Source organism: Halorubrum zhoui, assembly GCF_051194155.1.
Taxonomy (GTDB): Archaea; Halobacteriota; Halobacteria; order Halobacteriales; family Haloferacaceae; genus Halorubrum.
In genome coordinates, this window is sequence record NZ_JBLZNJ010000007.1 from 66,208 (window position 1) to 90,833 (window position 24,626).

Genomic DNA, 24,626 nt, shown 5'->3' on the forward strand with positions numbered 1-24,626 from the left:
TCAGTCGGCCGTCGCCTCGGGCTCGTCGGTCTCGGATTCGGACTCGTCGTTCGGGAGCACACCCTCGTCTTCGAGCTCTTCTGCGGTCCCGATGTCGGCGTCGTCCGGGACGAACCCCTTCTCACGCATCCAGGTCGTGGTCGCGTCGATCCGTTCTTCGTCGGGGGCGCGCACGGGCAGGAACTCGCGGAGCTCGAACTCCTCGCGGAGCCGCTCGAAATTCACGTCGTCGAAGGCCGGCTTGTCCGCAGCCTCTGTTTCGAGCAGTTCGACGTATCGGTCGGTGTATCCCTCGAGGTCGTCGTTGATGTCGGCGACCGCGTGATTCAGTGCCGTGAGGAACCCCTCTAGCTTCTCTGGGTCGGGCTGCTCGCGCGTCGTGATGGCGGCGCGGCACGGCCCCTCGAACACTTCCTTCAGCTCCTCGTCGTAGCGACCGAGCGTGACGAACGGCTCCAACACCGCGATGGAGTCGACCTCGCCGTCTTTGACCGCGTCGAAGCGCTCTTCGGCCTCACCGACGTGTTCAAGGACGATGTCGTCGTCATCGAACCCCGCCGTCTCCAGCATCTCCCGCATCGAGTAGAACGAGGTGGCGTACTTGTTGATCCCCATCGGTCGACCCTTGAGGTCGTCAACGGTCTCGGCCTCGTCGGTAGCCCGCACGAAGACGACGCGGTCCCACTCGCTGTAGGAGCCGACGATGTCGCGGTCGGTCTCAGACGCCTCCTGAACCGCGTTCCACTCGCAGACGCCGTGGGTGCTACCCTCTTCGTCGAGGTCATCCCACCAGTCGGCGTCCTGTGCGTTCTCACCCTCGAAGTCCTGCGTCCCGGGAGCGAAGTACGAGAGGTCCGCCTCGACTCCTTCCTTCTCGAAGTAGTCGTTCTCTTCTGCCACGTCTTGTACCAGTTTCCACGTGAAGTACTCGTGAGAGACGGTCAGGTCTGACATCGAACATTCGTTGGGCGTCTCGGAGCGTATACCCCCGGAAACCAACAAGCATGAGCGGTGCAACCACCTTCGGGCAAGCGTTGCGGCTACCAAACACGTTCGACACTCTGCTCAAAATCACAGCAGCGTCGAACCGGCGGGAGTACGCCACCGTTCTGTGGCCAGCCGCGACCGACCGCGCTGTCGACAGAGCTAGCCGCAAGAATTGTCGGCACCCCGGTGACACGGCGGCGACGTTGCCTCAGGCGGGATCGAGACGGTCGAGCAGCGTGCGGGTCGCGTCGTCGTCGAACGCCAGCGGGCGTCGCCACCACGGGCCCTTCCCGGAGTCGCTCGACAGTGCGGTCACCATGCGGTTCGCCGTCGCGCCGGCGCTCGGGTCACTCAGCGGCACGACCCGGTCGAGACACCCCGATTCGGTCGGGTCACCGGCGACGACGACGCGTGCGTCGAAGGGATCACGTTTGAGGTGGGCGTTGGTGGGGACGCGGTCGGCGGCGGCCTCGCGTGTCGGGGTCTCGAGCACCTGCTCGACGCGGATGGCGGCGACGAGGTACGCGCCCCACGTGGGTGCGAGGTCGTCGTCGACGGCGATCCCGCGTTCGGACAGCCACTCGCCACCACGGTCGTCGGCGCCGTCGTCGCCGACGCGCGTCGTGCCCGGTCCACGCCAGTCGTGTGGTCGGAGCGTGAGGGTGGCATAAAAGAGCAGCCAGTCGCCGGGCGCGAGCGTCGCGATCCGGCCGGCTTTCACCGCGTAGGGGTCGCCGTATGTCGCACTCTCGCGGCCGTGGATGCCGGGAAACTCGGGGTCCGCGTGGACGGGTGTCGGCCGAAGGCCGTCCGGCACGTCGAACGAGAGCGACAGGTCGTCGTACGTCGGGAGTGGCTCGTCGGTCGGAAACCGGTCGCGCGGGAGGGTCGCCGCAGACTCGGGGATCGGCACGTACGCGAAGGTGCCGTCCGGGTACACCGGGCCGCGGAAGCCCGGCTCGTTCGTGTTGGCGGCGACGTTGACGGCGACGGCGCGAACCACGGTGGCGGGGCTACTGGTCGGGTGCCGACTCGGGCGGGTGGCTGGAGGTCGACTCGGACGGCTGGTCTGGTGTGGACTTCGGGTCCGTCGCGGTCGGTGGGGTTCGGTCGCGGCCGAACTCGTCGAACGGCTCGAGGTCGTCGGGGAGGTCGTACTCGATCTCGCGGTCGTCGTCGCGGTCGGGGAGGCGGCCGTCCTCTAACTCGTCGGCGACCGACTCCCAGCCGGGCTTGACGCGCACGCTCCGTGCGGGGGTGCCGACGACGACGTGGTGAGCGGGGACGTCTCCTTGAACGACCGAGCGCGCACCGACGACGCTGTTCTCGCCGATCCGACAGCCGGCCCGCACCATCGCGTCGTAGGTGACGCGGGCGTCGTCTTCGATGACGGTGTGAAAGGTGCGCACTGCGGTCTGATCGACCAGGTCGTGGTCGTGGCTGTAGACGTGGACGCCGTCCGAGAGCGAGACGCGGTCGCCGATGGTGAGCGTGCCGCGGTCGTCGAGGTGGACGTCGTCGTGGATCACGACGTTGTCGCCGACCTCGATGTTGTGACCGTAGGTGACCGAGATGCCTTTGAAAAAGCGACAGTCGTCGCCACAGGACGCAAAGAGGTGTTCCGCGAGCATCTGGCGGAACCGCAGCGCAAACTCGACGTTGTCGGCCATAGGCGTGGCGTCGAACTGCCGCCAGAGCCACTGGAGGTGTTTCGAACGCTGGAAGCGGTCTTCGTCTTTTTCGGCGTAGTACTCCGACTCGACGGTGGCGTTACACGGGTCGTATCCCTGGAGTCGGACCCGCTCGGCTTTCGAGACCGACTCGCCGTTTTGCCAGGCCTCGTAGCGGTCGCGGTCGCCGTGGAGGTCGATAAGCGTGTCCCGAACGACGGCACAGGTGTCCTCGTCCGACGCGAGTCGTGCGTCCACCTCGTCGATGAACCCCTGTACCGCCGCATCCGCCCCCTCGGGGAGGGACACGTGTCGCTTTGTCATTGGCCGCCGTTCGACTGGCAGGGTGAAATGGGTTCGGTTGTGCACAGTCCGTGCCCGAGGGCGGTCGAGTGGGCGGTTGACGGGTCCCCATCGACCGAGACCGACCGGGCCCGATAAGTGTGCGCGCGCGCAACAAGTGGTTATGCAGTACCGGGAACTCGGGTCTTCGGGGGTCGAAGTGTCTGAGATCGGCTTCGGCGCGTGGGTCGTCGGCACCGACTGGTGGGGCGACCGCACGACGGCGCAGGCCGTCGGGATGGTCGGAGACGCGCTCGACGCCGGGGTCACCTACATCGACACCGGCGACGTGTACGGCCACGGCGACAGCGAGCGGGTCATCGGCGAGGCGATAGACGGCCGTCGGGAAGCCGTCACCCTCTCGACGAAGATCGGCTACGACTTCTACGACAACCCGCAGGCGGGCCACGGCGAACTGCCCAAAGAACTCACCGAGTCGTACCTTCGAGAGGCGCTCGAGGCTTCACTCGACCGACTCGGCACCGACTACGTCGACGTGCTCCAGTTGCACAACGCGAACGTCGCCGAGGTCGACGCCGAGGTGCGCGATCTCCTCCGCGAGTGGAAAGCCGAGGGACGGGTTCGGGCGCTCGGGTGGGCGCTCGGGCCCTCCATCGGGTGGCTGGCCGAAGGTGATGCGGCCGTCGAGTACGACGAGTTCGACGCGGTCCAGACCGTGTTCAACCTCTTCGAACAGGAGCCTGGCCGGCACTTTATCGACACGATCCGCGAGACCGGCTCTGACACCGCCGTCATCGCGCGGGTCCCGCACTCTTCGGGGCTGTTGAACGAGCAGGTGACGTCCGATACGGTCCTCGAAGACGGCGACCACCGCGCACACCGGCCAAAAGAGTGGTACGAGACCGGATGGGAGAAGGTCGAGGCGATTCGGTTCCTCGAGTCGCCCGACCACGCCGAGGGGTCGCGGACGATGGCGCAGGCGGCGATCCGCTGGCTGCTCGCTCACGACGAGGTCGCCTCCGTGACGCCGACGTTCCGCGACGCCGACGACATCGCCGCCTGGAGTGCCGCGAGCGACGTTCCGGCGCTCTCCGAGGCCGAGTACGACCGGCTCGAGGCGCTGTACGCCGACAACTTCGGGATCGACCGCGACGACGGGATGGACGTGCTCCGCACCTCCGTCGACGGCGAAGACATCGTCGCTGCCGGGCTCGACAAGCGCGCCGCCTCGTACTGAGGCGCTGTGGGTTTTCGGGCGTCATCGGTGTCGCTCGGTTGATCTCGCCCGGTTGGTGTCGCCCGGTTGGTGTCGCCTCCCAACGCGGTTCGTTCAATCCGCGTCGATCCGACAGCCGTCGGTGTAGTCGACGTCGCGAATCGTCTCGATTGGGTCGTCGCCACACACCGGACACGCCGGGTTCTTCTGATATGGGACCGTCTCGACGGTCGTGTCCATCGCGTCATAAAACAGGAGTCGGCCGACGAGCGGCTCGCCGGTCTCGAGCAGGAGCTTGACCGCTTCGGTCGCCTGGATACAGCCGAGGGTACCGGGGAGCACGCCGAGGACGCCGGTCGTCGCACAGTCGGGGACCGTCCCGGGCTCGGGGGCCTCGGGAAAGAGACACCGGTAACAGGGGCCGTCGGGGACGAGTGTCGTCGCCTGTCCTTCGAACTTGTAGATCGCGCCGTGGACGACCGGTACGTCGGCGAGCCGGGCGGCGTCGTTGATGACGTACCGGGTCCGGAAGGTGTCGGTGCAGTCGACGACGACGTCGTGGCCGTCGATCAGCTCGGGAGCGTCGTCGACGTCGAGACGCGTCTCGCAGGCGTCGACGGTCACGTCGGGGTTGAGTCGCTCGACGAACGCGCTCGCCGACGCGACCTTTGGCTCGCCGACGTCTGCGTCGGCGTGGATCACCTGTCGCTGGAGGTTCGAGCGCTCGACGACGTCGTCGTCGACGATCGTGAGCTCGCCGACGCCGGCCGCCGCGAGGTACTGGATGACCGGGGCGCCGAGTCCGCCCGCGCCGACAACGAGCGCACGACTCTCGAGGAGGCGCGCCTGGCCGTCCGGCCCGACCTCCTCCATGATGATGTGTCTGGAGTAGCGGTCGAGCTGCGTCGAGTCGAGCGAGAGTGACATACGTTCGCGTCCGCCCGCGACCGGTATAACGACTTCCCCGCCGAGTCACGGTGAACTCCCACGGGAGTGGCGCGCGCCTCTCACTCACACCGTGTGGCGCGCGCCTCGTGAGGTCGCCGCAGGCGGCCTCGCGAGCGCGTGCGAGGGATGAGCGAGTCGCCGCAGGCGACGAGTGAATCGGCTGGGGAGGGTGTGGCGGTAATCGGTGTCCGGGTGTCTCGAACTCGTGTTCGTTACAGAACCACCAGGCACGTACAGAATCGGCTGGGGAGGGTGTGGCGGTAATCGGTGTCCGGGTGTCGTGCAGTCGTGTTCGTTACAGAACCACCAGGCACGTACAGAATCGGCTGGGGAGGGCGTGGCTACGTGGTGCTCGAGTGTCGCAGAATCGTCGTTGCACACCCACTGAGAGACCGTCCGGACTCTGCTGTGGGCGGACGGCTGCTGTGTGACTGCGGCCCGTCGAGTCGACTTGGCGTTGGACGGACGAGTGAAAAACCCCAGCGAGTCGACGTTATTTCCCTTGCCGATCGCTGCTGCCGACGGACGGCCGGGTCTTTTCGGTGCCTTTGCCGCGGGTCCGCTGGCCGCGGCCCTTGGTGCCGGCGGAGGTGAGCCCGCGGAAGGCCCGGCCCTTGTGGTCGTCGTCACAGATCCACGCGAGGTCGTCGTCGGCTTCGATCGCGGGGTGAGCGGGGTCGACGAGGATCACTTCGTGCCACTTCTGTGAGCCGTCTTCGCCGACCCAGTAGGAGTTGAGCACGCGGAGGTTGCGGTACTTTCTGGAGGCGCGTTCTTCGGCGATGCGCTGGATGGACTTCCGCCGCGAGAGGCGGTTGACGCCCTGGCGCTTCGAGCGGCGACCCGCGGTGAAGCGCTGTTTGCGCGACCCGCCCTTTCGGACGCTCACGCGGGCGACGATCACGCCCTGTTTCGCCTTGTAGCCCAGCTCGCGGGCCTTGTCGAGGCGGGTCGGACGGTCGATCCGCTCGATGGCGCCCTCGGTGCGCCACGCCTGTTTGCGCTGCCACTGGAGCTCTGCGAGTTTCCCCTCCTTGGGGGACTGCCACGCCTGCTTGATGTGTGAGTAGAAGCTTCGTGTCATGGGTGCCTGCGGACGCTTGCGATTCGGCCGGTCCCCGGCCACATGTCGTCTCGTCCCGAGCGAGCGTGTCACGCTCGTCCGGCGGCGAGTGCCCACTGGCGGTCCACACCAGCGAGTTACTCGTACTGGTGTCGGTTCGATCATAAGCGCTTCGTTCTTCGATGCACGCCCAGCCGTCATCACACACCGAACCGTTGGGACACCGTGACGCACACCTCTCATCTACACTGCAGTGACGCACACCTCTCATCCACACTGCAGTGACGCACACCTCTCATCCACACTGCAGTGGCGCGCGCCTCGCGAGGTCGCCGCAGGCGGCCTCGCGGGCGCGTGCGAGGGATGAGCGAGTCGCCAGCGGCGACGAGTGAATCGGCTGGGGAGGACGTGGTCCAACTGGTGTCCGGGTGTGGCGCGGTCATTTCGATCACACGGCTACCCCCGTATGCGAGCGAATCGGCTGGGGAGGACGTGGTCCAACTGGTGTCCGGATGTCGCAGCGATGTCGTGGTCACACGCTTCGGGGGCCGATTCGGTATGTATTTCGGAGTGGCCGTGTGACCGGGACGACCGCGCGACAGCCGGGTACTACTTCGCCACACCCTCCCCAGCCGATTCGCTCTCGTACGCGTATGGTGTGCGCGTGACCAAGACGACCGCGCGACAGCCGGGCACTACTTCGCCACACCCTCCCCAGCCGATTCGCTCGGTGGCTTCGCCACCTCGCTCATCCCTCGCGCGCGCTCGCGGGCACGCCTTCGGCGACCCACGAGGCGCGCGCCACGGGATCTGACGAGGCGCACGCGAGTCGGTAGCACGAGGCGTACTGCTAGAGGCCGAGGCCGGCCCGAGCGGCTGCCAGGTCGACGTCGAGTGAGACGACGTACGTGGTGAACGCCCAGAACGCCGCGATCTCGAGGGCGGTGACGACGACCGTCACGAGGTCGGCCCGGTCGCTGCTCACCGGAACGCCGAACGGCAGCGAGTACTCCGTGTCCGAGAGCGGGTGAAACAACGCGATGCCGCGGCGGCTCCCGACGAGGTCGAGCACGTAGTGCGTCGTCACCCCGACCCAGACGAACTGGAGGTTGTCGAAGACGATCGGGTACGCGAGAAACACCCCCAACACGGGGAGGCTGTGGAGGGTCTTTCGGTGCCGACCGAAGGCGGTGTCGACGTCCGGAAACAACGCACCCAACACGATCGGAACGGCGATCTGTGCGATCTTTCGGACCGTGTCGACGTCGAGACTCGGCTCCAAGACGACGCCCAGCCCGAGCGCGAGCAACACCGCGTTCAACACGTGGCCGCGTTTGTTCATACTGCCGACTCGCCAGCCCGCGACTCAAAAGACTCGGATCGCAGCCGAGACGCTCACGAACAACGAGACGCTCACGAACAACGAGACGCTCGATCCGCGCCGAAAGAGCCAGGTGACCACCACCACAGGGAGTCACATGGAGTACGAGGAGCCGAAGTTTTTCCACGTAATGCAGTACGGGGCCGCCGCCGACCGCGACGTCATCGACATGGTGAGTGGGAACCCGGACTGGGAGCCGCCGGGCGCGCTACGGGAGGCGCTCGCGGCGTACGCCGACTTCCCGACCGCAGAGTTCCAGTACCCGCCGAGCGAGGGGATCCCGGCGTTACGAGAGGCGATCGCGGCCCGTCGGAACGTAGACGAAGACCGCGTCGTCGTCACGAACGGGACGGGTGAGGCGAACTACCTCGGGATGGCCAGAGCCCTCGACCGCGACGCCGGCGACGAGGTGTTGTTGATGGACCCCGTGTATCCGTACTACCTCGGCAAGACCGCACTCCTCGACGGGACGCCGACGCTTGTCCCGACCGAACGCGACGGCGATCTTGACGTGGAGGCGGTCAGAGAGGCCGCGAGCGCGGAGACCGCGCTGATCGTGTTGAACACCCCGAACAATCCGACGGGGGCCGTCTACGACCTCGAGGCGGTACGGGCGGTCGTCGAAATCGCCGCGTCGGTCGACGCGCTCGTGCTCGTCGATGAGGTGTACGACCACTTCGACTTCTCCGGGACGTTCGAGTCGGCGCTCGCGATCGACTCCGACCGCGTCGTCGTCACCAGCGGGTTCTCGAAGTCGATGGCGATAACCGGGTTTCGAGTCGGCTACACCGTCCTCCCGGAGCCCCACGTCCGCGCCGCGAAGACCCGTCACATGCTGGTGAACGTCGCCGGCTCGCGCCCGGCACAACACGCCGTCGCCGAGGCGCTGCGCTCGACGGACGCCAGCTACTACCAGACGGCGCGCGACCAGCTCGCGGACCGCATCGACGCGTTCACCGGCGCGCTCGACGCCGCAGGCGCGGAGTACTCCCGACCGGACGGCGGCTTCTACGTCCTCGCGCGCTTCGACGGCTTCCCCGGCACCATGGAGAACGTCAAACGGTTGATAGACGAGGCAGGTGTCGCCGGGATGCCCGGCGAGACGTTCGGGACCGCCCGCGACGACTGGATCCGGTTCGCGCTCGTCACGCCGCGCTCGCTCGAGGCCGCAGAGCGGCTCGCCGACTACTTCGCGGAGACGAAGGCGACCGCGAGCGAGTGAGAGTCACTCGACCGTCTCGACGCCGGTGACCTCGAAACGGGCCCCGCCAGTCCGACTCGCCGTCACGTCTATCTCCCACCCGTGTGCGGTGGCGATCTCCGCGGCGATGTTGAGACCGAAGCCGGTGCCGTCGCTCGCGGTCGTGTACCCGGTGTCGAACACGCGGTCGCGTGCGTCGGGCGGAATGCCCGCGCCGTCGTCGGCCACGTAGAACCCAGCACCCCCGTCGTCTCCACCCCGCGTCGCGGTGTAGAACGGCTCGATCGTGCCGACGGTGACGACGACGTCGTCTCCACCGTGTCGGATGGCGTTGCTGAAGAGGTTCTCGAGCAGCTGTTTCACCCGGCCGGGCGTCCCGACGATCGACCGGTCGACGTCGAGACGAAGCGTCGCCGTCGGCGTCTGCACGGACGACCAACACGTCTGCGCGAGCGCCTCGAGGTCGATCGGCTCCGTCGTCGAGACGGTCTCACCCTCGCGGGCGAGCGTCAGCAGGTCCGCGATCAGGTCGAGACTCCGGTCGATCGCGTCCGCGGCCGTCTCGAGGTCCGCACTCGCACACGACGCGCTCGCGAGTTCGATCCGTCCCTGGGCTACGTTGAGCGGATTCCGAAGGTCGTGTGAGACGACCTCGACGAACCGCTCGAGCCGTTCTTCGCGGCGTTCTGCTTCGCGAACCGCTCGACGCGACGCCACCACGGCCGCGATCCGTCGCGTGAGCCGAGTCACGTCGGCCTCGAGATCGGTGTCGCGTCCGGCGTACACGACGTCGGTGAGTCCCTCGGGGATGGCCGCGTCGGCCGTCTCCTCGCCGGCCGGGTCGCCGAGGCCGTCGGCCAGGGTGCCGAAGCCAACGACCGGCAGGTCCTCGTCGGTCGCGCGGACGAGCGTGCTGAGATCGTCCGGATGCCACGCGGCTTCGTCCGTCTCCCGCGCACTCCGGGAAGCGGCCACGACGACGCAGTCGTACGCGCGTCCACGAAGCAACTCGACGCCCTCGGTCGCCGTCGTTGCAGTATCGACGACGAAGCCGTCTGGTCCCCTCGCGAGCGCCGTCGCGACCGGTTGGGGGTCGGAGCCGGCAAAGAGGACTGTCGTGGTGTCTCCGTGGCCGTCCATCGTGAGCGAGGGTACGTGTTGAATATCCCCCCGGCCGTGATAAATGCGAGGACGTCGGAACACGTCGTCTCCACGGCGGCCGCGGGAGCTACCCGAAGTTCTCGACTTTCGCCGCGTCCGGATCGCCGCCGCCGCGCTCGATGGCCGCCGTGGCGTCCTCGACGAAGTCGGCGAAGCCGTAGACGAACACGCCCTCGTCGTCACCACCCGACACGGCCGCCGCCACGGGGGCGTCGAGCGGTTCGTCCGCACCGAGGAGGACGACGTCGACGCCGGCGTCGCGAAGCGCAGAGAGCCGGGTCTCGTGGGCGGGCGTTCCGTCTCGGTACACGATGGCCGCCTCGCCGCCGTCGGCGACCGTCCGTTCGGCGATCGCGACCGCGGGGCCCACGCCCGGCCCGCCGGCCAGGATCACGGTTCGCGACTCGTCGTCGTAGTGCTGGTCGCCGTACGGCCCGGCGAGCGAGAGCGCCGTGCCGGGGTCGACGTCACCGAGGAACTGTGAGAAGTCACCGCCGTCTTCGGGGTCGATCGCGACGGTCACCTCGACCGTCTCGTCGACGGTCGGCGAGGACAGCGTGTAGAACCGGGAGACGGGTTCACCGTCGATCTCGGTGCCGAGCCGCACGAACTGGCCCGGCTCGGCCGAAAACCCCGTCGGCGCGTCGAACCGAATCGCGTACGTGTCCGGGCCGACCGTCTCGACCGTCGTCACGGAGACTGTGGTGTCCATGGTGGTGTTCGGGCCTTCACACACTAAACGTGTTTCCGTCGCCTGGGCACCGTCGTCGGTGCCGGCCGCGGCCGTCGCGTGAATTCGACGACTGTCGAATATTGGGTGCGACACGCGGCTGCGACGGGCGCCAGTGCGGTGGACGTTTGTCCACTCTATATTCTTTATACTCGACTCTGTCGGAGATATTTCGACAATACTTGCGAAAAATAATACGGATGTGAAGTAATTGTCGAGTGTCCCCTTCCAGAAGCCTTTTGATGAGTCCGAGTGAAGCGCCCACACAGAATGGCAGCGGACTTCAACTGGGCCGTCGGTGGGGAGGCTGGCGACGGCATCGACTCGACGGGCAAGATCTTCGCGCAGGCCCTCTCGCGGTCGGGTCGGCACGTGTTCACGTCGAAGGACTTCGCCTCGCGGATCCGCGGCGGATACACCGCGTACAAGGTGCGAACCTCCGTCGACAAGGTACAGAGCGTCGTAGACAGACTCGACGTCCTCATCGCGCTCACGCCGCGGACGATAGACGAGAACCTCGACGAGCTCCACGACGAGTCCGTCGTCATCTACGACGGCGAGCGAACGACGATGCAGAACGTCGAGATCCCCGGCGAGATGACCGGCGTCGACGTGCCGCTCAAACGGCTCGCCGAGGACGCCGGCGGGGCGATCATGCGCAACGTCGTCGCGCTCGGCGCGGCGTGTGCGGTCGCCGACTTCCCGATCGAGAACCTCGACTCCGCGTTAGAAAAGCGGTTCGGCGACAAAGGCCAGAAGCTCGTCGACAACAACAAGGAGGCGGCCCGCGCCGGACGTGCGTACGTCGACGAGGAGTACGACCACGAGTTCCCCTACGAGCTGGAGACGACGGACGAGGACTACGTCCTGCTCAACGGCGACGAGGCGATCGGGATGGGCGCCATCGCCGCCGGCTGTCGGTTCTACGCGGGCTACCCGATCACGCCCGCGACCGACGTGATGACGTACCTCACCGGCCGGATCGAACAGTACGGCGGCCACGTGGTGCAGGCCGAAGACGAGCTGTCGGCGGTCAACATGGCGCTCGGGGCCGCCCGCGGTGGCGCCCGGGCGATGACCGCGACCTCCGGACCGGGCATCGACCTCATGACCGAGACGTTCGGCCTCGTCGCGACGAGCGAGACGCCGCTCGTGATCTGTAACGTGATGCGGTCTGGGCCGTCGACCGGAATGCCGACGAAACAGGAGCAGGGGGATCTGAACCACATGCTGTACGGCGGCCACGGGGAGGTCCCCCGGTTCGTCCTCGCGCCGACCACGATCGACGAGTGTTTCTGGAAGACGGTCGAGGCGTTCAACCTCGCCGAGAAGTACCAGCTGCCCGTCTACCTCACGGCGGACCTCTCGCTCGCGGTCACAGAACAGACGTTCTCACCGGAGACGTTCGACATGGACGCCGTCGAGGTCGACCGCGGGTTCGTCGTCGACGAGTCGACCGTGAGCGACCACCAGACCGAAGACGGTGGCTTCAAACCACACGCGCTCACCGACGACGGCATCTCCCCGCGGGCGTTCCCCGGCACGGCCGACGGCGCGCACATGTCGACCGGCCTCGAACACGACGAGCAGGGTCGACGAACCGAAGACACCGAGATGCGAGTCGAACAGGTCGACAAGCGAAACCGCAAGGTGAAGACGGCAGAGACGCGCGAAGACTGGAGTCCCCGCGAGTTCGGTGATCCCGACGCGGACACGCTCGTGATCACGTGGGGCTCGAACGAGGGGGCGCTCGTCGAGGCGCTCGACATCCTCGGCGAGTCGGGTATCGATGTCCGTGTGATCGCGGTGCCGTACGTCTTTCCCCGGCCGGACCTGTCGGCGGCGATCGAGGCGGCAGAGACCGTCCTCGTCGTCGAGTGTAACGAGACCGGCCAGTTCGCGAACCTGATCGAGCGCGACGCGCTGACCCGCGTCGAGCGGGTGAACAAGTACACCGGCGTGCGGTTCAAGGCGGACGAACTCGCAGCGGAGATACGGTCGACCCTCACGGGGGTCGTGGAGGCGTAACCATGAGCTCAGAGATACGATTCACCGACTTCAAATCCGACAAGCAGCCGACGTGGTGTCCCGGGTGCGGCGACTTCGGGACGATGAACGGCATGATGAAGGCGCTCGCGGAGACGGGCAACGACCCGGACAACACGTTCGTCGTCGCCGGGATCGGCTGTTCCGGAAAGATAGGCACCTACATGCACAGCTACGCGCTCCACGGCGTCCACGGCCGGGCGCTGCCGGTCGGTACCGGCGTGAAACTCGCGCGTCCGGACATCGAGGTGATGGTCGCCGGCGGCGACGGCGACGGCTACTCGATCGGCGCGGGCCACTTCGTCCACGCGGTTCGCCGGAACGTCGACATGACGTACGTCGTGATGGACAACCGCATCTACGGACTCACCAAAGGGCAGGCGTCACCGACCTCGCGCGACGACTTCGAGACGTCGACTACCCCCGAGGGACCCAAACAACCGCCGGTCAACCCGCACGCGCTCGCGCTCGCGTCGGGCGCGACGTTCATCGCGCAGTCGTTCTCCTCGGACGCGCTGCGCCACCAAGAGATCGTTCAGCGGGCGGTCGAACACGACGGATTCGGCTTCGTGAACGTCTACTCCCCGTGTGTGACGTTCAACGACGTCGACACGTACGACTACTTCCGCGACTCGCTCGTCGACCTCGCCGAGACCGACCACGACCCCACCGACCGCGACGCCGCAAAAGACGTCATCCTCGACTCCGAAAAGGAGTACCAGGGCGTCGTCTACCAGGACGAGTCGTCGGTACCGTACACCGAACAGCACAGCATGGACGCCGACATGTCGGACGTCCCGGCGGGGGCACCGGAGAACGCGACCGACCTCGTCCGCGAGTTCTACTGAGGACGGTCGGGCCGCCACATCGGCGGCAGCTGTCCAGTTGTCCGTGCCAACATCCCGACCTCCGCGATCCGTCAAAATCGGGCGGCTCACTCGCCGTATCGACCCATTTCGGCAAACCTAATTAGCCGGGTCGATACGGATCATACATGCCTGATCGCTACGACGTCGCCGTCGCCGGCGCCGGTCCAGCGGGCGCCCAGTGTGCTCGTGACCTCGCCGCCCGCGGGTACGACGTCGTCGTCCTCGAGACCGAGGCCGAAGCCGACTTTCCACGACAGAGCAACAAGTCGACGGCGGGGACGTTCCCGTCGATGATGTCGGCGTTCGGGGTTCCCGACGACGTCGTGATGTCGTACACGGACACCGTGGTGTTGGAGTCGCCGAACGACTACTACGAGTCGTACCAGCCCGGCGCCGTCCTCGAGTTCGCCGAGTTCAAGCGCTTCCTCGTCGAGGACGGTCGCGAGAAGGGTGCGGAGTATCGGTTCGACGCACGCGTGTCGCGGCCGGTGCTCGACGACGACGGCGTCATCGAGGGCGTCCGCTACGCCGGCGACGAGACGGTGTACGCCGACGTCGTCGTCGACGCGACCGGGCCGGCCGCCCCGATAGCGAGCGCACTCGACGTCGTCGACCTCGAGCGGGAGAACCAGGCAATCGGCATCGAGTACGAGCTCGAAGGGGTCGACCTCGACCACCCGGACTACGCGGACTTAGACCGAGCGATGATGCTCCGGCTCGACCACGAGATCGCCCCCGGCGGCTACTCGTGGGTGTTCGCCACCGGCCCGGATACCGCGAAGGTCGGCGTGTGTTACATCCAGAATGACCGACACCAAGAGACCGCAAAGGCGGGTCAGACGATAGACGGCTACCTCGAGGGATGGCTCGACCGTGACCCTCGATTCGCCGACGCCGAGCGGCTCGAGGGGAAGGTCCACCGCGGCTCCGCCCACATCCAGCGACCGGGGGCGATGCACGCCGACGGCTTCCTCGCGATCGGTGACACCGTCCCCACGATCGACCCGCTGTGGGGCGAGGGGATACACAAGGGGATGAAGTCTGCGCGCGCGGCCGCGAAGACGATCGACCGCTGTTTCACCCACGCCGACCGGCCACGAGACGCCGACCACCTCGAGCTGTACGACCAGCTCTGGCACGAGGAGGTCGCCCCGCGCATGAACGCGCGGTTGTTGCTCACCGAGCTGTTGTATCTCGCGCCCAACGAGCGATACGACACGCTGATGCGCGACCTCCGAGAGACGTCCGACGACCTGCTCGCTCGTGCCAACCGCGGCGAGAAGCGCGCGATGGCGAAGCTGTTACACCTCGACGACCTCCCGCTGCTCGCGAAGTACGCCCGCCAGCGGTTCGCGTCTGCGTGAGTGAGTCGGGTCAGCACACGCAGACGCCGCGCGTGAGGACGCGTTCTGGAACGACCCTGTACGTGTGGACAGCGGCTTTGTGGCGAACACGACACCCAGACGCCAGTTTGCCACGTCCTCGCTCATACGCATGTGGCGGTGGGAGGACGAACAGCACGACCTCTCGACACCCAGACGCCAGTTGGGCCAGACCCTCCCGGGCCAATTCGCTCGCATATGGGAGTGACCGTGTGACCGAGACGCCCGCGCGACACCCGGACACCAATTCGCCACACCCTCCCCAGCCGATTCGCTCGGTGGCTTCGCCACCTCGCTCATCCCTCGCACGCGCCCGCGAGGCCGCCTGCGGCGACCTCGCGAGGCGCGCGCCACCGCAGGATGTGTCTCAGTGGGCCGGTGTCGCTCGAAGGATGGTCGCCGGTGTCGGGGGGGGGAGGCGGTCACGAGATGGACCGGTGGCGGCAGCGGCGGCGCTGAGGTGCGAGCGAAAACGACGGGGTCGGAAGCGTCGCGTCGGCTAGCGCTCGTCTATCGGGACGAACTCCGCTGACTCCGGACCAGTGTACCGCGCACGGGGACGGATGAGCCGGTTGTCCGCGCGGTACTCGTTGACGTGAGCGACCCACCCGCCGACGCGGCTCATCGCGAAGATGGGCGTGTACAGGTCTATCGGGATGCCCATCGTCTCGTACACCGAGCCGGAGTAGAAGTCGACGTTCGGGGCGATCCCCTGGTCTGTGAGCCCCTCGTCGGTGAGGTACGACTCGATCGCAGCAGTGTACCGGAGCCACCGGTCGTCGCCGGAGGCGGCCGCGAGGTCGTCGAGCTTCTCCGATAAGATCTGTGCACGCGGGTCTTTCACCTCGTACACGCGGTGGCCGAAGCCAGGGATCCGACGCCCCTCGTCGGTGGCCGCCTGGACCCACTCGGTCGGGTCTTTTCCGGACTCGTCGACCTCGTACAGCATCTCCATCACGTCCTGATTGGCGCCGCCGTGAAGCGAGCCCGAGAGCGCCCCGATGCCGCCGGTGACGGCCGCGTAGACGTCGGCCATCGTCGAGCCGACGACGAGCGCGGTGAACGTCGAGGCGTTCAGCCCGTGGTCGGCGTGCAGCGTCAGCGCCATATCGAACGTCTCTTCGCGCACGTCGTCGGGCGCCGTGCCGGTGAGCATCCGGAGGAAGTCGCCGGCGTGTGAGTGCGACGGGTCCGGTTCGAGCGGTGACGCACCCCGTCGAGCCCGGTCGAACGCCGCGAGGATGGTGGGGATCTTCGCGGTGATCCGGGCGCCCTCGGCGAGCACGTCGCCGTCGGTCGCGTCGGCCGCAGTGTCGTCGTACGCAGAGAGCATCGACACCGCGGTGCGGAGGGCGGCCATCGGCTCCTCGTCGGCGTCGGCGAGCCGGCGAACGGTCGCGAGCACGTTCTCGTCGACGGCCCGCTCGGCCGCGAGCGCGTCGGCGAACGAGTCGAGTTCGGCGCGCGTCGGTAGCGCGCCGTGCCACAGCAGATACAGGACCTCCTCGTAGGTCGCGCCGCGCGCCAGCGCCTCGATGTCGTGCCCGCGGTAGACGAGCCTGCCAGCCTCCCCGTCGACGTGACTGAGCTTCGACTCGGCGACGAGGACGCCCTCCAGCCCGCGTTTCAACTCGTTCGACATGCGCTACTCTTCCGACCACCGTCAAAAAAGCGTTATCTTTCGACAAGGACCGAGTACGACGATCGTGGAACCCGGCCGTACCGACTGTCGGAGGGTGCTCAGCGGGCCGGAACGACCGTGATCGTCTGGGTGCGGTCGATGGCGTCCTCGAGCTCCTCGGCGATAGCCGACCCACGTGAGACCTGCACCTCCCCGCCACGGCCCACCGTCGCGGTGAAGAGGTACTCGCCGTTCGCGCGCACCTCGACCGTCTCGCCGACGCCCCCATCGACGTCCAAGACGACGTGTCGTGAGGTGATCTCTGGCTGCACTACCGACCCGCGGTCGTCGCCGACCTGCGCGGTCCGTCCGTCGCCGCGCGGTCCGCCCGTAGAGCGGCTCGACGCACGTCCCTCGCTCGGGTTTTCGCCGTGCGTACGAACGTCGATCTCGATACCGAGCCGGTTCTCGATGTCGTTGATCCGACCGCCGCCTTTGCCGATCACCGTCCCGATGTCACCCTCTTCGACGTAGACGACCGCCTCGTCGTCGCCGCGGAGTGCCACGTCGACGTGGCCGTGGGCGACGGACCGGATTTCGCGTTCGATCTCCTGTTTCGCGATCCGACCGACGCCGGACTCCGTCTGCTCGCCGTCCTCGTCGCCGAGCGGGACCGTCACCACCTGCCGATTGAACGTGTAGATCTCGAACTCGGGGCGGCCGGTCTCGAAGCTCGACACCTGGATCACCGGCCGCGCGAGGTCCTCGGCGGTGAGTCCCGCGGGCACTTTCACCTCCGTGGTGACGTCGTACACCGTGTGGACCTCGCCGGCGTCGATGTACACCACCGTGTCGACGATCTGCGGGATCATGCCGAGTTCGACCCGGCCGACGAGCCGCTGGAGCGCGTCGATGGCACGCGAGGCGTGGACGACCCCGACCATCCCGACGCCGGCCATCCGCATGTCCGCGAACACCTCGAAGTCGCGCGTCTTGCGGACCTCGTCGTAGATCGTGTAGTCGGGTCGGACCAAAAGCAGCGAGTCGGCGGTGTTCTCCATCGCGCCACCGAGTGCGCCGTACTGGGTGATTTCGGGGCCGACTTGAAGATCACGCGGCTTCTCCATCGTCTTCACCGCGTAGTCGCTCTCGTTCAAGAACTCCGCGACCGCCTGTGCGAACGTCGACTTCCCGGCTCCGGGCGAGCCGGAGATGAGCACCCCGCGCTGTTGTTCGAGGAACCGCTCCCGCAGGTCGTCGGCGAACTCGTAGTCGTCGAGCGTCGTCTTGGCGATGGGCCGTACCGCGGTGATCTCGACGCCGTCGGCGAAGGGCGGTCGTGCCACCGCGATCCGGTAGTTGCGGTACTGGACGATGTCCATGCCGTCGTCGGAGAGCTCGATGAACCCGTCTGCCGACTGCCGTGCGAGGTCGACGATCGCGTTCGCCAGCTCGGTCATCCGTTCTTCGGACGTCTCCGTCTCCTCGATGACGACGTAGTGCATCTCGCCGAGCGAGCCGCGTTTCGCCCGCGGCTTCGTCCCCGTCTTGAGGTGTAGCGACATTGTCTCGTCGGTGAAGTACTCCGCGATCGGGAGCTCGTCGACGACGCCACGCGCGACCGGCTCGACGAACTCGACGTCGATCCCCTTCGCACGGGCGACCTCCGCCTGGACGACGTCACTCGAGAGCAGCGTCGCGTCCTGCGTGTCGGCCACGTCGCGAATCAGCGCGTCGACGTCGCCCTCGGCGGCGTGTGACCGGGCGTCACCGCTCGGTCGTTCGCCGACGTACCGCAGGTCGATGGTGCCGTCGTCGTGAAACGCGGCGAGTCGCTTGAGCTCCTCGAGGCCGTCCCAGCCGGACTCGAGCCCGTCGTTGGCCTGCGACTCCAGCTCGCCGACGACGGCCTCGGGGACGACGACCGTCACCGCCTCGTAGGTGCCGTCCTCGACGCGTTCGGACACGCGGCCGTCGACGACCGCACTGGTGTCCGGGACTACGTTCATACGAACACTGCGGGCGGGAACCGTATAAGCGTGTTCGACCGCCCCGCGTCTCACTCTCGCGACCGTGTCGCCGGCGCAGTCGCCTGGTCTGTGTCACCCGAGACCGCGTCCGTCACCGTCTCGACGACGTCGACGTCGCGGGCCCGGTACGCCTCGATCAGCCGGTAGGAGACGACGTAGCTCGGCACGGCGGCGACGACCGCGAGGATCACGTTTCCGACGAGCAACCGGAGGAGGATCGGCGGCCCCGCCGACAACGAGACCTCGGCCGGAGTGACGCCGGGGACGGGCCCGAGGAGCGCGACGCCGAGGGTGAAGCTGGCGGCGTACACCCCCCACTTCACCGCCGGATTGAACACGACGACGGACGCGAGCAGCGCGGCGTGGTTGATTCGGCGAAACGCCCATCCGAGCGCGACGAACGCGATCAGTCCGGTCCCGAGCGTCGGCAACATCGTGATGAACACGCCGAGTGAGAAGCTCCCGGCGGTCTCACGGGTCGTGTGCTCGCCCGCGAACGACCCGTGGATCGCCGCCTTCGCCCGAGCGACCCACGCCTTCGTTCGCCGACGTATCATTACGGAGCGTACGCGGCCCCCGCGAAAATAGCTGTCGGCGACGTGCCGACTCGGGACCGCCCGCCTCGCGTCAGTCGTCGGCCGCCGCCGGCGTCCGGTCCTGCCGGTGCGCACGGGCGTACGCGACGAAGTTGTCGAAGAGCGGCTTCGCCGCACACGCGGCCTCGAACGCCTCGGGAGTGACGTTCGCGAGCACGTCGTCGACCCGTGGGTCGCCGAGCCGGTCGCGTTTCCCCTCCGTCACCTCGCGGGCCGTCTCGAGGTCGTACTCCGGGTGGAACTGGACGCCCCAACAGTGGCCGTCGCGAAACGCGTGGACGCCGTACTCGTTCTCTGCGAGGAGCTCGGCACTCGGCGGCAGGTCCACGACCGCGTCGCCGTGGGTCGTGAACACCGTGAACGACTCGGGAACGTCCTCGAACAGCTCGTCGCCGTGGTGGTGAACCGTGTTGTAGCCGATCTCGAAGTCGTCCATCCCGGTGACGCGCCCGCCGAGCGCCTCTGCGAGCACCTGATGGCCGTAACAGACGCCCAAGATCGGGACGTCGGCGGCGGCTGCCTCGGCGACGTAGTCGACGAGCGGGGGGATCCACGCCTCATCCCAGTACACCGACGAGCGCGACCCGGTGACGACGACCCCGTCGAAGTCGGTGTGCTCGGGGAGGTGTCCACCCGTGGCGTCGTACTCGGCGAGGTCGGCGTCGAGTTCGCGCCGAAAGTTTCGTCGGGTGCTCTCGCCCTCGTGGGCGGCGTTCAACAGCGCGAAACGGAGGCGGCTCATGTGTTCACGTGGAGGGGTGACGGGCTCAAAACCGTTGTGGCCCGACGGTCGCGGGTGCGGTCCCCCGGGGGGCGGCGCGCTACGGCCGATCGCTCGCGTGCGTCGCCAGCCAGCCGGCGAGACGGTCGTTGACCGCCGCGGACGCCTCGACGCCGACGAGGTGACGCGCGCCCGCAACGACGTACTGCTCCCCCCGAGGCAGTCCGTCGGCGAGCGTCTCCGCGGCTGTCCGTGGACACACCGTGTCGTCAGCGCCGACCACGACGAGCGCGGGCGGCAGTACCTCGTGTAGTCGGTCGACGAGGTCGAACCCCTCGATAGCCGCGCGCTGGGCCGCGAACGCCTCGGGGTCGGCGTCCTCCGCGAGTCGCCACTCGACGATCGGCGCGAGCGCGTCCGGGTGTGCCTCCCGAAAGTCCGCAGAGAGCAGTCCCGTGAGCGACCCCTCGACCGCCGCCGGATCCGCCGGATCGGCCCACACGCCGTCGGGGTTGTACGCGTCGCCGGCCGGCGGCGTCCCAACGAGCGCCAGGCTCGCTGGGCGTGACGAGGCCAGCGCGTACGCGAGCGCGACCATCCCGCCCAGCCCGTAGCCGACGAGGTGGGCGTTCCGGACGCCCGCGTCCGTACACACCGCGTCGAGGTCAGCCGCGAGCGTCTCGACGGTGTACGGCCCGGGCGGGGCATCTGACGCGCCGACGCCCCGCGTCTCTGGCGTGACGACCGTGTACGGGCCCGCGAGCGCGGCGTGCTGCCAGCCGAACTGCCAGGCGCCGAACCCGACGTCGCCACAGAACACGACCGCCTCGTCGTCGCCTCCCGACCCCTCGTCGACCTCGTAGCGGAGCGAGACGTCACCGTTCGTCGCTCGGGGCACGGGCGGAGGTCACGCCTCGCTGAGCGTGCGTAACACGTCTGGGGCGTCCGCGAGCGCGTCGTCGAGCGCGTCGACGTCCGGGCCGCCGCCCTGTGCGAAGTCCGGCGGTCCGCCGCCGCCGCCACCGACGCGCTCGGCGAGCGCAGCGACGACGGCACCGGCGTCGACGCCCACCGCGTCGGGGACCCCGACCACGACGCTCGCCGAGCCGTCGAGACCGCTGCCGAGCACCGCGACGCGGCCGTCCTCGACGTGAGCGTTCGCCGTCGCTCGCAGCTCTGCGGCGTCACCGTCGATCCGCTGGACGACGGCACTGAACCCGTCGACCTCGACCGGCTCGGCCGCCGCGCCCGACGCACGCGCCTCAGCCAGCTCCGTCTTGAGCGCCTCGATCTCTTTTCCACGAGCTTTCCACTCCTCGAAGAACCGTTCTGCGGTCGCGGGCACGTCGAAGGGGTCCACGTCGAGTGCGTCGGCTGCGTCGGCCAGCGCGTCGACGGTCCGCTGTGTCGCCTCGACGGCGGCCGCACCGGCTGCGAACACGATCCGTTCGACGCCGTCTTGGACCGGCTCGGTCGTGGTGACGCGTATCGCACCGATGTCGCCGGTGCGGTCGACGTGCGTACCCGCACACGCCTGCACGTCGACCTCGCCGACGTGGATCAGTCGGATGCTCGTCCCCGGCGGCACGCCGCCCTGGTACAGGTCGAAGCCGTACTCGGCCTCGGCGGCGTTTCGCTCGGGCCACTCCTGTGACACCGGGAGGTTCTCGCGGACGAGCTCGTTGGCGACCCGTTCGATCTCGTGGGCCTGTTCACGGCTGATACGGTCGTAGTGGCGGACGTCGAGCCGCGAGGAGTCGATTCCCTTCTGTGCGCCGGCCTGTCTGACGTGGTCGCCGAGCACCTCACGGGCGGCGTGGCCGATCACGTGCGTGGCGGTGTGGTGAGCCCGGAGTCGGTCGCGGCGCTCGGCGTCGACCTGGCCGCGGACGATCTCGCCTTTGCCCGGGTCGGCGTCGGTGCGATGGAGCACGACCCCGTCGACCGACTGGACGTCGGTCACCTCCGCGGTCGTCTCGCCGTGGACGAGCTGTCCGTGGTCGGCCGGCTGGCCGCCGCCCTCCGGGTAGAACATCGTCTGGTCCAAGACGACGTCGTACCCCTCGTCGGCCTCGAAGACGTCGAGGACGACCGCTTCGAACTCCGTGCGACCTTGGTCGTCGTAAAACAGCTGTTCCGTCTCGGGGAGGTCGGTGAATCGGTCGTCGCGTGTTGCGGCCGTGTCGCCGTCGTCCGTCTCCTCGTGCCGGTCGGCGACGAGCGCGTAGAAGTCGTCCGGCACCGCGACGCTCGCGCCGCGTTCGGCGGCGATCGTCTCGACCATGTCCGGTTGGATCCCGTGAGAGTCGTACAGCTCCAACAACGCGTCCGTCGGGATCGGTTCGCCGGCGTCGGCGTACTCGTCGGCGAGCGCTTCGACGCGTCTCGCGCCGCGCTCTAGCGTCTCGCGGTACTTCGTCTCCTCCGTGCGGACCATCTCGCGGATCGTGTCGCGGTTCTCGTAGCCCAGTCGCTCGGCCTGCATGTCGACGAGCTCGTCGAGCGGGGCGTCGACGCCGACCTCCTCGACGAGCCGTTTCGTCCGTCGAAGCACCATCCGCGCGAGGTACCCCGTGCCGACGTTCGACGGCACGATCCCGTCGCCGAACATGTACGCGAGCGTTCGCGAGTGGTCGGCGATCGCGTAGATCGCTTCGAGCGGCTCCATCAGCTCGCGAAGCCGGTCGACGTCGACGTCGAGTCGGTCGGCGATGTCGCCGCGGGCGGCCTCCACGTCGTCGACGTCGTCGATGTCGAGTCGTCCGGCGAGTGTCGCCGCACGCTGGACCAGCGCCTCCTCCTCGTCGGTGTGCGACAGCTCCGCGTTCGACTTCAGCAGCTCGATCGCGTCGGGGTAGATTGCCTCGTACACCGTCGGCGTCCCCTGGCTCATCCACGTCCACCGCTCTAACCCGTAGCCGGTGTCGACGATGTACGTGTCCATGAACGAGTACGTGTTCCCGTCTTTCATCTCGTACGCGCCGTCGGGGTCCTGTTCCATACACATGAAGACGAGCGTGGCCAGCTCGGCGCCGCGGTAGATGACCTCGATCGCCGGTCCGGCGTTGCCGCCGCCGACCCACGGGTCCTCGATGTAGGTGATCTCGGAGAGGTCCGCTCCGAGCGCCTCGAAGAGTCCGTCACAGTACGCGACGGTCTCGTCTTTCCAGTACACCTCGCCCTCGTAGGCGTACGCTTCTTCGGCGTCTGCGCGCGTGTTGAACGCGTGGTGAGCCATCATCTCGAACGCCATCGTGTGTCGACCCGTCTTGCCGACGTTGTCGATGTCCTGCATCCGGATACACGGCTGTGAGATCGCGAGCGGGTTCGCCGGCGGCGGCGTCTCACCGGAGGTGACGAGCGGCTGGAAGTCGTAAATAGACGCCTGGGTCAACAACACGTCGTCACGCCACCGGTTCGCGGCGACCGGATACGGCTCGATCCGCTCGTGCTCGTGCGACTCGAAGTACGAGAGGAACGCCTCGCGCATCTCAGAGAGCGTGTACGCCTCCTCGAAGCCCGGGTTGTCGATGAACGTGTAGTCCGCACACGGCGGTTCACCGCACAGCTCGCGGTCGGCGTCGCGCGTCCAGAAGTGCGCCCCGCAGGAGGGACACTCCTTTCGCTCGAATCCCTCCTCTTCGAAGTAGTCGAGGCGGTACTCCGCGTCGAGATCGCTCATTACCATGTTCTGACCCGTGTTCGTCTAAAAGGGTTCCGGGGCGGGCTCACGGCCGTCGGTGTACGGGTCACCGCGGCCGGTCCACGGCCGGCGACGACCCCGCGCCGTGGTTCGAAACGGCCTTACGCCGCCGGTCCGCTCTCTGTGGTATGGTCGAGAACGTCGTGTATCCCGCCTACTTCGACGCCGACCGGTCGCGCACCGAGGGCCGTCGCGTCCCGACGGGACTCGCGGTCGCCGAGCCGACCGTCGACGAGATCGCGAAGGCCGTCCAGCAGGTCGGCTACGACGCGGTGATCGACCGAGAGACGACGTACTCCCGCGAGCACACGCCCCGGGGGTCGGTCGTGGTGAAGGGGACCGACGACACCAGCAAGAACGACCTCGTACAGGCGGTCGCCGCGTACCTCGGGGTCATTCGCGAGTGACGATGCAGCGCGTCGGAACCGTCGTGCGAACCGCGGGCGGGCTCGCCATCGCCCGTGCGTCCCCCGGAGCGGATCCGCCGCCCATCGGCGCCGGCGTCGTCGACGAGTCGCTCTCGCGAGTGGGTCGGGTCGTCGACGTCTTCGGTCCCGTCGACCACCCGTACGTCGCCGTCACCCCAGACGACGCGCTCACGACGCTCGTCGGCGCGTCGCTGTACACGCGGTGACGTCTGTACACGCGGTGACACCCGTGCGGCCGCGACGCGCTCACTCCTCGACGGCGAAGTCCGCAAGCGTCTTGTCGGACCGCACGAGCCGCTCACAGACCACGAGCTTCTCCAGGCGGTCGAGTCGATCCCACGCCAGGTCCGCGGGCGGCTCGGCTTCGAACGCCGCGAACTGCTCGTAGACGGCCTCGTTGAGGAAGCGCTCGAACGAGGAACACACGGGACACTGAAGCGACAGCGATGCGACGTCGAACGACCGGCACACCGTGTGGTCGCGACACGCGAGACACCGATACGTTCGCGTTCGGCTCATACGAAACCGACGAGCCGGACGAACGAGTATCTGCGGATCGGCGGACCGCGC

The 24,626-nt window shown here is 67.8% G+C and carries 22 protein-coding genes; 7 read left to right on the top strand and 15 right to left on the bottom strand.

What is annotated here, in order from left to right; translation table 11 throughout:
• The 3 genes from ACNTAO_RS10940 to ACNTAO_RS10950 all read right to left on the bottom strand — a co-directional run bounded on the left by ACNTAO_RS10940 (position 1) and on the right by ACNTAO_RS10950 (position 2,981).
• Positions 1-954 carry an ABC transporter substrate-binding protein gene (locus tag ACNTAO_RS10940; RefSeq protein WP_435162042.1) on the bottom strand — a complete coding sequence of 318 codons (954 nt, stop codon included), beginning with the start codon at positions 952-954 and terminating at the stop codon, positions 1-3.
• A gap of 241 nt (positions 955-1,195) precedes the next feature.
• Positions 1,196-1,990 (bottom strand): Nmad3 family putative nucleotide modification protein, encoded by a 795-nt coding sequence (locus ACNTAO_RS10945; protein WP_435162043.1) that lies wholly within the window; start codon positions 1,988-1,990, stop codon positions 1,196-1,198.
• Positions 1,991-2,000: 10 nt separating this feature from the next.
• Positions 2,001-2,981, bottom strand: a complete 981-nt coding sequence (locus tag ACNTAO_RS10950; protein ID WP_435162044.1) for an acyltransferase — start codon at positions 2,979-2,981, stop codon at positions 2,001-2,003.
• Positions 2,982-3,123: 142 nt separating this feature from the next.
• Here ACNTAO_RS10950 and ACNTAO_RS10955 point away from each other — a divergent pair, with 142 nt between their 5' ends.
• Positions 3,124-4,197 carry an aldo/keto reductase gene (locus ACNTAO_RS10955; protein WP_435162045.1) on the top strand — a complete coding sequence of 358 codons (1,074 nt, stop codon included), beginning with the start codon at positions 3,124-3,126 and terminating at the stop codon, positions 4,195-4,197.
• A 93-nt stretch (positions 4,198-4,290) separates the two neighbouring features.
• Here the strand turns inward: ACNTAO_RS10955 and ubaA are convergent, their stop codons facing one another.
• The 3 genes from ubaA to ACNTAO_RS10970 all read right to left on the bottom strand — a co-directional run bounded on the left by ubaA (position 4,291) and on the right by ACNTAO_RS10970 (position 7,529).
• Entirely contained in the window at positions 4,291-5,103 is an 813-nt protein-coding gene (gene ubaA, locus ACNTAO_RS10960; protein ID WP_435162046.1) for an SAMP-activating enzyme E1, read from the bottom strand.
• Between the two features lie 514 nt (positions 5,104-5,617).
• The gene (locus tag ACNTAO_RS10965) at positions 5,618-6,208 is read right to left on the bottom strand and encodes a 50S ribosomal protein L15e (protein ID WP_435162047.1); all 591 of its coding nucleotides are present in this window, start codon (positions 6,206-6,208) and stop codon (positions 5,618-5,620) included.
• 829 nt (positions 6,209-7,037) lie between these two features.
• Positions 7,038-7,529, bottom strand: a complete 492-nt coding sequence (locus tag ACNTAO_RS10970; RefSeq protein WP_435162048.1) for a metal-dependent hydrolase — start codon at positions 7,527-7,529, stop codon at positions 7,038-7,040.
• A gap of 136 nt (positions 7,530-7,665) precedes the next feature.
• Between ACNTAO_RS10970 and ACNTAO_RS10975 the strand changes: the two genes are divergently transcribed.
• Positions 7,666-8,790: a pyridoxal phosphate-dependent aminotransferase gene (locus ACNTAO_RS10975; protein ID WP_435162145.1), complete on the top strand. Its 1,125-nt coding sequence runs from the start codon at positions 7,666-7,668 to the stop codon at positions 8,788-8,790.
• A gap of 3 nt (positions 8,791-8,793) precedes the next feature.
• Here the strand turns inward: ACNTAO_RS10975 and ACNTAO_RS10980 are convergent, their stop codons facing one another.
• Both ACNTAO_RS10980 and ACNTAO_RS10985 read right to left on the bottom strand, forming a co-directional pair.
• The gene (locus tag ACNTAO_RS10980; RefSeq protein ID WP_435162049.1) at positions 8,794-9,909 is read right to left on the bottom strand and encodes a sensor histidine kinase; all 1,116 of its coding nucleotides are present in this window, start codon (positions 9,907-9,909) and stop codon (positions 8,794-8,796) included.
• 88 nt (positions 9,910-9,997) lie between these two features.
• Positions 9,998-10,642 carry an FAD-dependent oxidoreductase gene (locus tag ACNTAO_RS10985; RefSeq protein ID WP_435162050.1) on the bottom strand — a complete coding sequence of 215 codons (645 nt, stop codon included), beginning with the start codon at positions 10,640-10,642 and terminating at the stop codon, positions 9,998-10,000.
• A gap of 288 nt (positions 10,643-10,930) precedes the next feature.
• Here ACNTAO_RS10985 and ACNTAO_RS10990 point away from each other — a divergent pair, with 288 nt between their 5' ends.
• The 3 genes from ACNTAO_RS10990 (at position 10,931) to ACNTAO_RS11000 (ending at position 14,939) form a co-directional block, all read left to right on the top strand.
• Entirely contained in the window at positions 10,931-12,688 is a 1,758-nt protein-coding gene (locus ACNTAO_RS10990; RefSeq protein WP_435162051.1) for a 2-oxoacid:acceptor oxidoreductase subunit alpha, read from the top strand.
• A gap of 2 nt (positions 12,689-12,690) precedes the next feature.
• Positions 12,691-13,554 (top strand): 2-oxoacid:ferredoxin oxidoreductase subunit beta, encoded by an 864-nt coding sequence (locus ACNTAO_RS10995; protein WP_435162052.1) that lies wholly within the window; start codon positions 12,691-12,693, stop codon positions 13,552-13,554.
• 146 nt (positions 13,555-13,700) lie between these two features.
• Positions 13,701-14,939, top strand: coding sequence for a digeranylgeranylglycerophospholipid reductase (locus ACNTAO_RS11000; RefSeq protein WP_435162053.1), 1,239 nt, complete (start codon positions 13,701-13,703; stop codon positions 14,937-14,939).
• A 517-nt stretch (positions 14,940-15,456) separates the two neighbouring features.
• On the opposite strand, the gene citZ is transcribed toward ACNTAO_RS11000, so the two are convergent.
• The 6 genes from citZ to alaS all read right to left on the bottom strand — a co-directional run bounded on the left by citZ (position 15,457) and on the right by alaS (position 23,607).
• A complete protein-coding gene (gene citZ, locus ACNTAO_RS11005; protein ID WP_435162054.1) occupies positions 15,457-16,599 on the bottom strand; it encodes a citrate synthase in 1,143 nt (380 codons plus the stop codon).
• A 98-nt stretch (positions 16,600-16,697) separates the two neighbouring features.
• The gene (locus ACNTAO_RS11010; protein WP_435162055.1) at positions 16,698-18,587 is read right to left on the bottom strand and encodes a PINc/VapC family ATPase; all 1,890 of its coding nucleotides are present in this window, start codon (positions 18,585-18,587) and stop codon (positions 16,698-16,700) included.
• 50 nt (positions 18,588-18,637) lie between these two features.
• Positions 18,638-19,165, bottom strand: a complete 528-nt coding sequence (locus ACNTAO_RS11015) for a DUF2062 domain-containing protein (protein WP_435162056.1) — start codon at positions 19,163-19,165, stop codon at positions 18,638-18,640.
• Positions 19,166-19,235: 70 nt separating this feature from the next.
• The gene (locus tag ACNTAO_RS11020) at positions 19,236-19,946 is read right to left on the bottom strand and encodes a type 1 glutamine amidotransferase (RefSeq protein WP_435162057.1); all 711 of its coding nucleotides are present in this window, start codon (positions 19,944-19,946) and stop codon (positions 19,236-19,238) included.
• Positions 19,947-20,025: 79 nt separating this feature from the next.
• On the bottom strand, positions 20,026-20,823 hold the full coding sequence (locus ACNTAO_RS11025; RefSeq protein WP_435162058.1) for an alpha/beta fold hydrolase: 798 nt from the start codon (positions 20,821-20,823) through the stop codon (positions 20,026-20,028).
• 9 nt (positions 20,824-20,832) lie between these two features.
• Entirely contained in the window at positions 20,833-23,607 is a 2,775-nt protein-coding gene (gene alaS / locus ACNTAO_RS11030) for an alanine--tRNA ligase (RefSeq protein WP_435162059.1), read from the bottom strand.
• A gap of 149 nt (positions 23,608-23,756) precedes the next feature.
• Between alaS and srp19 the strand changes: the two genes are divergently transcribed.
• Together srp19 and ACNTAO_RS11040 are read left to right on the top strand one after the other, a co-directional pair.
• Positions 23,757-24,035, top strand: coding sequence for a signal recognition particle subunit SRP19 (srp19, locus tag ACNTAO_RS11035; RefSeq protein WP_435162060.1), 279 nt, complete (start codon positions 23,757-23,759; stop codon positions 24,033-24,035).
• A gap of 2 nt (positions 24,036-24,037) precedes the next feature.
• Positions 24,038-24,262, top strand: a complete 225-nt coding sequence (locus tag ACNTAO_RS11040) for an H/ACA ribonucleoprotein complex subunit GAR1 (protein WP_435162061.1) — start codon at positions 24,038-24,040, stop codon at positions 24,260-24,262.
• A gap of 40 nt (positions 24,263-24,302) precedes the next feature.
• On the opposite strand, the gene ACNTAO_RS11045 is transcribed toward ACNTAO_RS11040, so the two are convergent.
• Positions 24,303-24,575 carry a hypothetical protein gene (locus tag ACNTAO_RS11045; protein ID WP_435162062.1) on the bottom strand — a complete coding sequence of 91 codons (273 nt, stop codon included), beginning with the start codon at positions 24,573-24,575 and terminating at the stop codon, positions 24,303-24,305.
• Positions 24,576-24,626: the final 51 nt, after the last annotated feature.

What these genes read in the sequence shown, in the direction of transcription:
- ACNTAO_RS10940 (WP_435162042.1), bottom strand. Translation starts at nt 954, where the DNA reads ATGTCAGACCTGACCGTCTCTCACGAGTACTTCACGTGGAAACTGGTA.
- ACNTAO_RS10950 (WP_435162044.1), bottom strand. Translation starts at nt 2,981, where the DNA reads ATGACAAAGCGACACGTGTCCCTCCCCGAGGGGGCGGATGCGGCGGTA.
- ACNTAO_RS10955 (WP_435162045.1), top strand. Translation starts at nt 3,124, where the DNA reads ATGCAGTACCGGGAACTCGGGTCTTCGGGGGTCGAAGTGTCTGAGATC.
- ubaA (WP_435162046.1), bottom strand. Translation starts at nt 5,103, where the DNA reads ATGTCACTCTCGCTCGACTCGACGCAGCTCGACCGCTACTCCAGACAC.
- ACNTAO_RS10965 (WP_435162047.1), bottom strand. Translation starts at nt 6,208, where the DNA reads ATGACACGAAGCTTCTACTCACACATCAAGCAGGCGTGGCAGTCCCCC.
- ACNTAO_RS10970 (WP_435162048.1), bottom strand. Translation starts at nt 7,529, where the DNA reads ATGAACAAACGCGGCCACGTGTTGAACGCGGTGTTGCTCGCGCTCGGG.
- ACNTAO_RS10975 (WP_435162145.1), top strand. Translation starts at nt 7,666, where the DNA reads ATGGAGTACGAGGAGCCGAAGTTTTTCCACGTAATGCAGTACGGGGCC.
- ACNTAO_RS10980 (WP_435162049.1), bottom strand. Translation starts at nt 9,909, where the DNA reads ATGGACGGCCACGGAGACACCACGACAGTCCTCTTTGCCGGCTCCGAC.
- ACNTAO_RS10985 (WP_435162050.1), bottom strand. Translation starts at nt 10,642, where the DNA reads ATGGACACCACAGTCTCCGTGACGACGGTCGAGACGGTCGGCCCGGAC.
- ACNTAO_RS10990 (WP_435162051.1), top strand. Translation starts at nt 10,931, where the DNA reads ATGGCAGCGGACTTCAACTGGGCCGTCGGTGGGGAGGCTGGCGACGGC.
- ACNTAO_RS10995 (WP_435162052.1), top strand. Translation starts at nt 12,691, where the DNA reads ATGAGCTCAGAGATACGATTCACCGACTTCAAATCCGACAAGCAGCCG.
- ACNTAO_RS11000 (WP_435162053.1), top strand. Translation starts at nt 13,701, where the DNA reads ATGCCTGATCGCTACGACGTCGCCGTCGCCGGCGCCGGTCCAGCGGGC.
- citZ (WP_435162054.1), bottom strand. Translation starts at nt 16,599, where the DNA reads ATGTCGAACGAGTTGAAACGCGGGCTGGAGGGCGTCCTCGTCGCCGAG.
- ACNTAO_RS11010 (WP_435162055.1), bottom strand. Translation starts at nt 18,587, where the DNA reads ATGAACGTAGTCCCGGACACCAGTGCGGTCGTCGACGGCCGCGTGTCC.
- ACNTAO_RS11015 (WP_435162056.1), bottom strand. Translation starts at nt 19,165, where the DNA reads ATGATACGTCGGCGAACGAAGGCGTGGGTCGCTCGGGCGAAGGCGGCG.
- ACNTAO_RS11020 (WP_435162057.1), bottom strand. Translation starts at nt 19,946, where the DNA reads ATGAGCCGCCTCCGTTTCGCGCTGTTGAACGCCGCCCACGAGGGCGAG.
- alaS (WP_435162059.1), bottom strand. Translation starts at nt 23,607, where the DNA reads ATGAGCGATCTCGACGCGGAGTACCGCCTCGACTACTTCGAAGAGGAG.
- srp19 (WP_435162060.1), top strand. Translation starts at nt 23,757, where the DNA reads ATGGTCGAGAACGTCGTGTATCCCGCCTACTTCGACGCCGACCGGTCG.
- ACNTAO_RS11040 (WP_435162061.1), top strand. Translation starts at nt 24,038, where the DNA reads ATGCAGCGCGTCGGAACCGTCGTGCGAACCGCGGGCGGGCTCGCCATC.
- ACNTAO_RS11045 (WP_435162062.1), bottom strand. Translation starts at nt 24,575, where the DNA reads ATGAGCCGAACGCGAACGTATCGGTGTCTCGCGTGTCGCGACCACACG.